Annotated in this window: 2 protein-coding genes; both read right to left on the bottom strand. The window is 72.2% G+C overall.

Features of this window, described 5'->3' with window-relative positions:
* A partial coding sequence (locus AQJ46_RS50930; protein WP_159064288.1) for a non-ribosomal peptide synthetase occupies positions 1 to 4555 on the bottom strand: 4555 nt, incomplete at its 3' end.
* Positions 4555 to 8961, bottom strand: a 4407-nt coding sequence (locus AQJ46_RS50925; RefSeq protein ID WP_159064287.1) for a non-ribosomal peptide synthetase, incomplete at its 5' end; no start/stop codon positions are given. The genes AQJ46_RS50930 and AQJ46_RS50925, both read right to left, overlap by 1 nt.

The following is an 8961-nucleotide window of genomic DNA, read 5'->3' as shown; positions in this document are numbered from 1 at the left end:
GGTGCTGGTCGGGTCCGCCGACGACGGTGTCGAGCAGCGCGACCCAGCGCTCGGCCAGGCGGGCGACCGATTCGGGCTCGAACAGGTCGGCGGCGCCGGTGACGGCGCCGTGCAGGCCGGCCGCGCGGCCGTCGGCATCGAAGGACTCGCCGAGGGCGACGTCGACGTCGACCTTGGCGTCCGTGGCCTCGCCCAGCTGACCGGAGGTGCCACCGACGCGCACATCACCGAGGTAGAGCGAGGCCCGCTCGGTGTTCTGCAGCGTCAGCGTCACCTGGAAGATCGGGTTGCGCACCAGCGAACGGGTCGGGGCGAGCTCCTCGACCAGGCGCTCGAAGGGCACGTCCTGGTGGGCGAAGGCGCCGAGCCCGGCCCTGCGGACGCGGGCCAGGACCTGCCGGAAGGTGGGGTTGCCGGACAGGTCGGTGCGCACGACCAGCGAGTTGACGAAGGTACCGACGAGAGCGTGCAGGGCCTCGTCGGTGCGACCGGCGATGGCGGAACCGATGGGGATGTCTGTGCCGGCGCCGAGCCGGGAGAGCAGGACCGCAAGCGCTGCCTGCAGGACCATGAACAGCGTCACGCCCTCCTCGCGCGCCAGCTCGGCCAGGCGCGCGTGAAGCTCGGCCGGGACGGCGAAGCGGGAGACGTGGCCGCGGTGGCTGGCGATCGCCGGGCGCGGGTGGTCGAACGGCAGCTCCAGCTCCTCAGGGGCGCCGGCCAGGGTCTGCCGCCAGTAGGCGACCTGGCGTGAGAGCAGGCTCTCGGGATCGTCTTCGTCGCCGAGCAGTTCGCGCTGCCAGAGCGCGTAGTCGGCGTACTGGACCGGCAGCGGAGTCCACTCGGGCGCGCGGCCTTCGCCACGGGCGGCGTAGGCGGCGGAGATGTCGCGGGCCAGCGGGCCCGTCGACCAGCCGTCGGCGGCGATGTGGTGGACCACAAGGACCAGCACATGCTGCTCGGGGCCGGTCGAGAACAGCGACGCCTTGATGGGGATCTCGGTGGCCAGATCGAAAACGTGGCCGGTGGCGGCGGAGACGGCGGCCGGGAGTTCCGTCTCGGCGAGTTCGGCGGTCTCCAGCCGCCAATTCAGCTCGTCCAGGTCGAGGATGCGCTGGTAGGGGCGGCTGTCGGCGATGGTGTAGACGGTGCGCAGCACTTCGTGCCGGACGATGGCGTCGCGCACGGCGGCAGCGAGAGCATCGCGGTCGACATCGCCGGTGAGACGCAGCGTGCCGGCGATGTTGTAGGTGGCACTGGGGCCTTCCAGCTGGTCGATGAACCACAGGCGCTCCTGCGCGAAGGAGAGCGGCACCCGCTCGGGCCGTTCCTGCGCGGTGAGCGCCAAGCGGGCACGGCCGGCGCCGCGCAGGCGGGCCGCGAGGCCGGCAACGGTCGGGGCTTCGAACAGCGTCCGGATCTCCAGCTCGATGCCGAGGACAGCGCGGATCCGGCTGACCAGACGGGTGGCCAGCAGCGAGTGACCGCCGAGGGAGAAGAAGTCGTCGTCGACGCCGACGCTCGCGACGCCCAGCACGTGGGCGAAGGCCCCGCTGAGGATCTCCTCCTGCAGTGTGGAGGGCTCGCGGCGGGCGGCGGTGGCGCTGTAGTCGGGGGCGGGCAGGGCCTTGCGGTCGACCTTGCCGTTGTCGGTCAGCGGCATCGCGTCGAGGACGACGACAGCTGAGGGGACCATGTATTCGGGCAGCTGGTCGGCGGCGAAGCGGCGCAGCACTGCGGGCAGCTCGACCGCGGCGACACCGGCGCCGGCGACTACGTAGGCCACCAGGCGCTTGTCTCCCGGGGTGTCCTCTCGGGCGACGACGACAGCCTGGGGGACGTCCTCGTGGCGGGCCAACAGCGCCTCGACCTCGCCGGGCTCGATGCGGTGGCCGCGGATCTTGACCTGGCCGTCGGCACGGCCGACGAAGGCCAGTTCGCCGTCAGCGGTCCAGCGGGCCAGGTCGCCGGTACGGTACATGCGGGTTCCGGGGATGCCGAACGGGTCGGCGGTGAAGCGCTCCGCCGTGAGCGCGGGCCGGTCCAGGTAGCCGTGAGCCAGGCCACCACCCGCGATGTAGAGGTCGCCGGTGACGCCGATCGGCACCGGCTGCAGGGCCGTGTCCAAGACGTACACGCTGGTGTTGGCGATCGGGCGGCCGATGGAAGGGTTGTGGCCCTCGGCCTCTCCGAGTTCACGGGCGGTGGACCAGATCGTGGTCTCGGTGGGCCCGTAGAGGTTGGTGGCCGAGCCGAGGGCGTACAGCTCCGGTGCCAGTTCGGCGGGCAGGGCTTCGCCGCCGACGAGGACGCGCAGCGGCGGGAGGCCGGTGGCGCGCGAGGTCTGCTCGGCGAGCACGGTCCGCCACAGTGACGGGGTCGCCTGCATGATCGTCGTCCCGCTGCGCCGCAGCAGGGAGATCAGCTCGGCCGGGTCCACGACGGTCCGTCGAGGGGCGAGTACGACCGTGGCGCCGCTGATCAGCGGCAGGTACAGCTCCAGTCCGGCGATGTCGAAGGAGATCGTGGTGACGGCCAGCCAGTTGTCGCTCTCGTCGAGCGGGAACCGGCGGCCCATGTCGGTGAGGAAGTTCGTCAGCGCCGCGTGCGGGACGACGACGCCCTTGGGGCGGCCGGTCGAGCCGGAGGTGTGCAGTATGTAGGCGGGCAGGTCGCCACGGAAGGCGCCGCCTCGCTCGGCGTCGTTCAGTGCGTCTGCGGAACGGGCGTCGAGGGCAGCGGCTGTTTCCGGCGCGTCGATCAGCAGCTGGGCTGGGCCGCCCTCGGGCAGACCGGAAAGGGTCGAGGAGTCGGCGAGCAGCAGCGCGGGCGCCGTGTCGTCGAGGACGTAGGCGATGCGGTCGGCTGGGTACTCCGGGTCGAGGGGGATGTAGGCGGCGCCGGTCTTGAGCACGGCGAGCAGCGCGACCAGCAACTCGGCGGAGCGCGGCAGCACCAGAGCAACGCGTCCGCCGGGGCGCACCCCGCGCTCCAGCAGCAGCCGGGCGAGCCGGTTGCTGCGGGCGTCGAGCTCGCCGTAGGTGAGCCGCGTCGCCTCGCAGTCGACAGCCATGGCCTCGGGCGTGCGGGCGGCCTGGCTCTCGAAGAGCTGGACGACGGTGGCGTCCGAGGTCTCGGCGGCGGTGTCGTTCCAGACCACGAGCAGCTGTTCGCGCTCGTCGGCGGCCAGCACGTTGACCCGGCTGACCCGCTGTTGCGGGTCAGCGGCCAGTTCGGCGGTGACCCGGGTCCAGTGGTCAGCAAGGCGCCGCACCGACTCGGGTTCGAACAGGGCGGCGGAGGCGGTGAGCTGGCCACGCACGCCCGCGGGGCTTCCGGCGGCGTCGAAGGCCTCGCTGACGGTGAAGTCGAGGTCGAACTTGGCGACCGCCGCGCCGGCGGTGAGGCCGGCCGCCACCTCCGCGGCGACCTCGGCGGAGGCCGGGCCGCCGCTGCTCAGGCCAGCGAGCGCGCCGGAGGTGCGGGCGTTGTTCTGGACGGTCAGCATGACCTGGAACAGCGGGTGCCGGGCGAGCGACCGGGCCGGGGCCAGCTCCTCGACGAGCCGTTCGAAGGGCACGTCCTGGTTCTCGAAAGCGCCGAGACCGGCCTCCCGGGCCCGGGCGATGGCCTCGCGGAAGGTGGGGTCGCAGGACAGGTCCGTCCGCATGACCAGGTTGTTGACGAAGAAGCCGACCAGGTCGTCGAGGGCCTCGTCGGTGCGGCCGGCGGTGGCCGAGCCGATGGGAATGTCCGTGCCGGCTCCGAGCCGGCAGAGCAGGACCGCGAGCGCGGCCTGCAGCACGATGAAGACAGTGACGCCCTCCGCCTGGGCCAGCTCGACCAGCTGGGCGTGAACCTCGGCGGGCAGCTCCAGCGGCACGCTGCGACCGACGTAGTCGGCGGCCGCCGGTCGTGGGTGGTCGTAGGGCAGGTCCAGCTCCTCCGGCGCGCCCTCCAGGGCCTGGCGCCAGTAGGCGGTCTGGCGGGAGATCACGCTCTCGGGGTCGTCTTCGTCGCCGAGGAGTTCGCGCTGCCACAGGGCGTAGTCGGCGTATTGGACGGGCAGCGGCTCCCAGTCCGGGGCGTGCCCGGCGCTGCGGGCCGCGTGGGCGGTGGCGAGGTCTCGGGCGAGCGGGCCCATGGACCAGCCGTCGCCCGCGATGTGGTGCACCACGAGGACCAGGACGTGGTCCTCGTGGGAGGTGGAGAAGAGCCAGGCCCGGATCGGGATGTCCGTGCTGAGGTCGAAGACGTGGCGGGTGGTGGCGGCGACGGCCGCCGCGAGCTCCTCCAGTGGCACGTCGGCGGTGAGCAGCTGCCAGTCGAGCCGGTCCATGGGCAGGATGTGTTGGTGGGGCTCGTCGTCGACGACGGTGAAGACGGTGCGGAGGACTTCGTGCCGCTTCAGCACGTCCCGCAGTGCGGCCGCCAGCGCGGCCTTGTCGACGTGGCCGGACAGACGCATGGAAACCGGGATGTTGTAGACGGCGCTTGGGCCTTCCAGCTGTCCGATGAACCACAGGCGTCGTTGCGCGAAGGACAACGGGAACATCAGGACTCCTCCTGCTTGCGCATGGGTCGTAGGGCGGGCCGGGCGGACTTCTTCTCTCCGAGCCGAGTTGCCGTCTTTGCCACGGTCCGGGCCTCGAAGAGGGTCCGCAGCGGAAGTTCCACACCCATCAGCGCCCGGACCTTGCTGACCAGCCGGGTGGCCAGCAGCGAGTGCCCGCCAAGGGTGAAGAAGTCGTCGTCGACGCCGACGTCCGGCACGCCCAGCACCTCGGCGAACGCCTGGCACAGACCGGCCTCACGCGGGTTGGACGGGCCCCGACGTTCGGCGCCGCCGGAGTACTGCGGCGCGGGCAGCGCCGCGCGGTCGAGCTTGCCGTTGGCGGTCAGCGGGATCGCGTCGAGCACAACCACGGCCGCCGGGACCATGTGGTCGGGCAGGAGCTGGGCGCTGAACTCCCGTAGCGCGTCAGGCAGGCCGTCGGCGGTGGCCTTGCCGTCGGGGACGACGTAGCCGACGAGGGAGAGCTCGCCGGGGGTGAGCTCCCGGGCCACGACAGCGGCTTGGGCGACGGCGGGGTGCTCCGCGAGCACGGCCTGGACCTCGCCCGGTTCGATACGGAAGCCGCGGATCTTCACCTGCTCGTCGGCGCGGCCTGCGAAGACCAGCTGGCCGTCGGCGGTCCAGCGTGCCCGGTCGCCCGTTCGGTACATCCGCGCGCCGTCGGTGGCGAAGGGGTCGGCGACGAAGCGCTCGCCGGTCTGTCCGGAGCGGTTGACGTAGCCGCGGGCCAGACCGGCGCCGGCGACGTAGAGGTCGCCCGCGACGCCCGGGGCGACCGGGGCGAGACGCTCGTCCAGGACGTAGATCCGGGTGTTGGCGATCGGCGCACCGAACGGCACCAGGCCACCGCGGTCCGCGTCCACGTCCCCGGCGGCGACCATGACGGTGGCTTCGGTCGGACCGTAGGTGTTGACCAGGCGACGGCCCTGCGACCAGATCCGCGCCTGCGCTGTGTCGATCGCCTCGGCACCCACCAGCAGGGTCTCGACCCCGGTCAGGTCGCCGGGCTCCAGCACGCGCAGCAGCGAGGGGACGACGCTGGCGGCGCGGACCCTGCCGCGCCGGATCACCTGTGCCAGCAGCCGGGCGTCGGTCCGCTCGTGCGAACCCACCACAACCAACGCCGCGCCACCGGTCAGCGCGACCGTCAGATCCAGCACCGACGCGTCGAAGCCGAACGAGGCGAACTGCAGCACACCCGTGTCCGGCTTGACGTCGAAGACCGGACCGAACACCGAGACGAGGTTGGTCAGGGCCCGGTGGTCGACCGCAACGCCCTTGGGACGACCCGTCGAACCCGAGGTGTAGATCACGTACGCCAGGCCGCCGAGCACAACGGGCATCGGCGGCGCCTCCGCGGAGGTGGCAGCCAGCCGTTCCGCGACGTCTGCCGCATCCAGGGCGAGGGTGGGCGAGGTGACACGCGGCAGCTTCGCCAGCGTCGCGGTGTCACTGAGCAGCAGGACGGGGCGGCTGTCCTCGATGACGTAGGCGATCCGGTCCGCCGGATACTCCGGATCCATCGGCACATAGGCACCCCTCGCCTTCCACACCGCCAGCAGGGCCACCACCAGGTCGACCGAGCGAGGCAGGCAGACCGCGACCAGCGTCTCGGGGCCCACGCCCTGTTCGACGAGGAGGTTGGCGAGGCGGTTGGCCCTGGCGTCGAGGCGACCGTAGGTCAGTTCCACTTCGCCGCTGACGACGGCGACCGCCTCCGGCGACTCCCCCGCCCGCGCCGCGATCAGCTCCGGCACCGACACTCTGGGCACCTCGGCCGCCGTGGCGTTCCAGCCCACCAGCACGCGCTCGCGCTCGTCCGCCGACATGACGTCGATCGCGTGCACGGGGAGGGCCGGGTCCGTGCCCACGGTCGCGAGCACCCGGGCCCAGCGCTCGGCCAGCAACTCCGCGGTGGCGGGGTCGAAGAGGTCGGTGGCCGCCGTCAGTCTCCCGCGCAGTCCGGCCGGACTGCCGTCGGCGCCGAAGACCTCGCTGACCATGATGTCCAGGTCGAACTTGGCCGCCGTGGAGCCACCGTCTCGAACGGACGCGGCCGCCGCTCCCCCGGCCCGCATGCCTTGCAGGCCAACCGAGGCGCGCGTGGTGTTCTGCACCGTCAGCAGGACCTGGAAGAGCGGGGCGCGCGCGAGGGAGCGCTCCGGTGCCAGCTGCTCGACCAGGCGCTCGAAGGGGACGTCCTGGTGGGCGAAGGCGCCGAGGCCGGCTTCGCGGACCCGCGCGAGCGCTTCGCGGAAGGTCGGGTCTCCGGACAGGTCCGTCCGTATCACGAGCGTGTTGACGAAGAACCCGATGACGTCGTCCAGCGCTTCGTCGGTGCGACCCGCGACCGCGACGCCGATCGGGATGTCCGTGCCCGCACCCAGGCGCGAGAAGACCACGGCAAGCGCGGCCTGGAGCACCATGAAGAGGGTCACACCCTCGGCGCGCGCCAGCGCCGCGAGCCGGGCGTGGCCCTCGGCGGGGACCTCCAGGTCGACGCTGTGGCCGCGATGGCTTGGTACGGCCGGGCGCGGGCGATCGAAGGGCAGCTCCAGTTCCTCTGGAGCACCGGCCAGGGTCTCGCGCCACCAGGTGACCTGACGGGAGATCAGACTGTCCGGATCGTCCTCGTCGCCGAGCACCTCGCGCTGCCAGAGCGCGTAGTCGGCGTACTGGACCGGCAGCGGCCTCCAGACGGGAGCGCGGTCGGCCAGTCGGGCGGAGTAGGCAGCCGCGAGGTCACGAGCCAGGGGGCCCATCGACCAGCCGTCACCCGCGATGTGGTGGATCACCAGGACCAGGACCTGCTCGTCCGCGGCCGGGCCGGTCGAGAAGAGCCACGCCTTGAGCGGCCCCTCGGCGGACAGGTCGAAGGCGTGGGACTTGGCCGTCTCGATGGCCTCCGGGAGGGCGTCTTCGGTGACCGTGACCGTTTCCAGCGTCCAGTCCAACTCGCCCACCGTGAGGATGCGCTGCCGGGGCCCGTCCTCGGTCGAGGCGAAGACCGTGCGCAGCACCTCGTGGCGCTCCAGGACGTCCCGCAGGGCCGCTGCCAGCGCGTCCCGGTCCAGATCGCCCGCCAGTGGCAGCACGACCGGCAGGTTGTAGGTGGCGCTCGGGCCTTCGAGTTGGCTGAGGAACCACAGGCGCTGCTGGGCGAAGGACAGTGGCAGCTGCTCCGGCCGTTGCTGGACGGTCAGCGCCGCCCGTGCCTCGCCTGCGCCGTGCAACCGTGCGGCCAGACCGGCCACGGTCGGGGTCTCGAACAGCGCACGCAGCGGGAGTTCCACGCCGAGCAGCGCACGGATCCGGCTGAGCAGCCGGACGGCCGAGAGTGAGTGGCCGCCCAGGGCGAAGAAGTCGTCGTCGACGTCGACGCCGTCCCGCCGCAGGATCTGGGCGAAGGCCCCGCAGAGGATCTCCTCCTGAGGGCTCGCCGGCCCTCGGCTGATGGTGGTGCCGGCCTCGAAGTCGGGGACTGGCAGAGCCTCGCGGTCCAGCTCTCCGTCGACTGTCAGCGGGAGCGCGTCGAGCAGGACAACGGCCGCGGGGACCATGTGCTCCGGCAGGCGCGCGGCTGTGAACCTTTGGAGCGCCTGCGTCAGATGGGCAAGCCCCCTGCCTTGCTCTGCGGGGAGAATGTAGGCGACCAGGTGCTTGTCGCCTGAGGCGTCCTCGTGAGCCACCACTGCGGCCTCAAGCACGGCGGGATGGCCGGCCATGACGCCCTGCACGTCTGTGAGCGCGATGCGGTACCCACGGATTTGGACGTGCTCGTCCGCGCGCCCGAGGAGCACCAGCTGCCCGTCAGGGGTCCATTTCGCCCGGTCCCCGGTGCGGTACATCCGCCGTCCGTCCTGTGCGAACGGATCGGCCAGGAAACGTGCGGCGGTGAAGCCCGGACGCCCCAGGAAGCCGTCCAGGCCTGAGCCGGAGACGTAGAGGTCACCGGACACGCCCGGCAGGACCAGGGACAGGTACTCGTCCAGGACATAGAGGCAGGCGTCGGCGACCGGCTTCCCCTCCCGGCTGAGGCCGTCGGCCAAGAGCCCGGCCACCGTCTCGAGGCCGGTGTCGCTCCATTCCCCCAGCACACGCTGTCGCTCTGCCTCGGTGAGCACCTCGATCTCGTGCAGCCGGAGTTCGGGCGTCTCGGCCACCAGCTCGAGGACTCGCGCCCAGCGCTCGGCGATCCGCTGCACGGTCTCGGGGTCGAAGAGGTCGGCCGCGGCGCGGACGATCCACCGGAGTCCGGCGGGACGCCCCTCACCGTCGGCCGACTCCTCGACCGAGAGGTCGAGGTCGAACTTGGCAGCCGAGGAGCGCACGGGCGGTGCGGCGAACGGCGTGGCCGAGGGCTCGGCGACGGTCCGCACCCCGGT

Source organism: Streptomyces canus (assembly GCF_001514145.1).
Classification (GTDB): Bacteria; Actinomycetota; Actinomycetes; order Streptomycetales; family Streptomycetaceae; genus Streptomyces; species Streptomyces canus.
The sequence above is the reverse complement of the archived record's forward strand: the minus strand, read 5'-3'. Positions and strand labels throughout refer to the sequence as shown.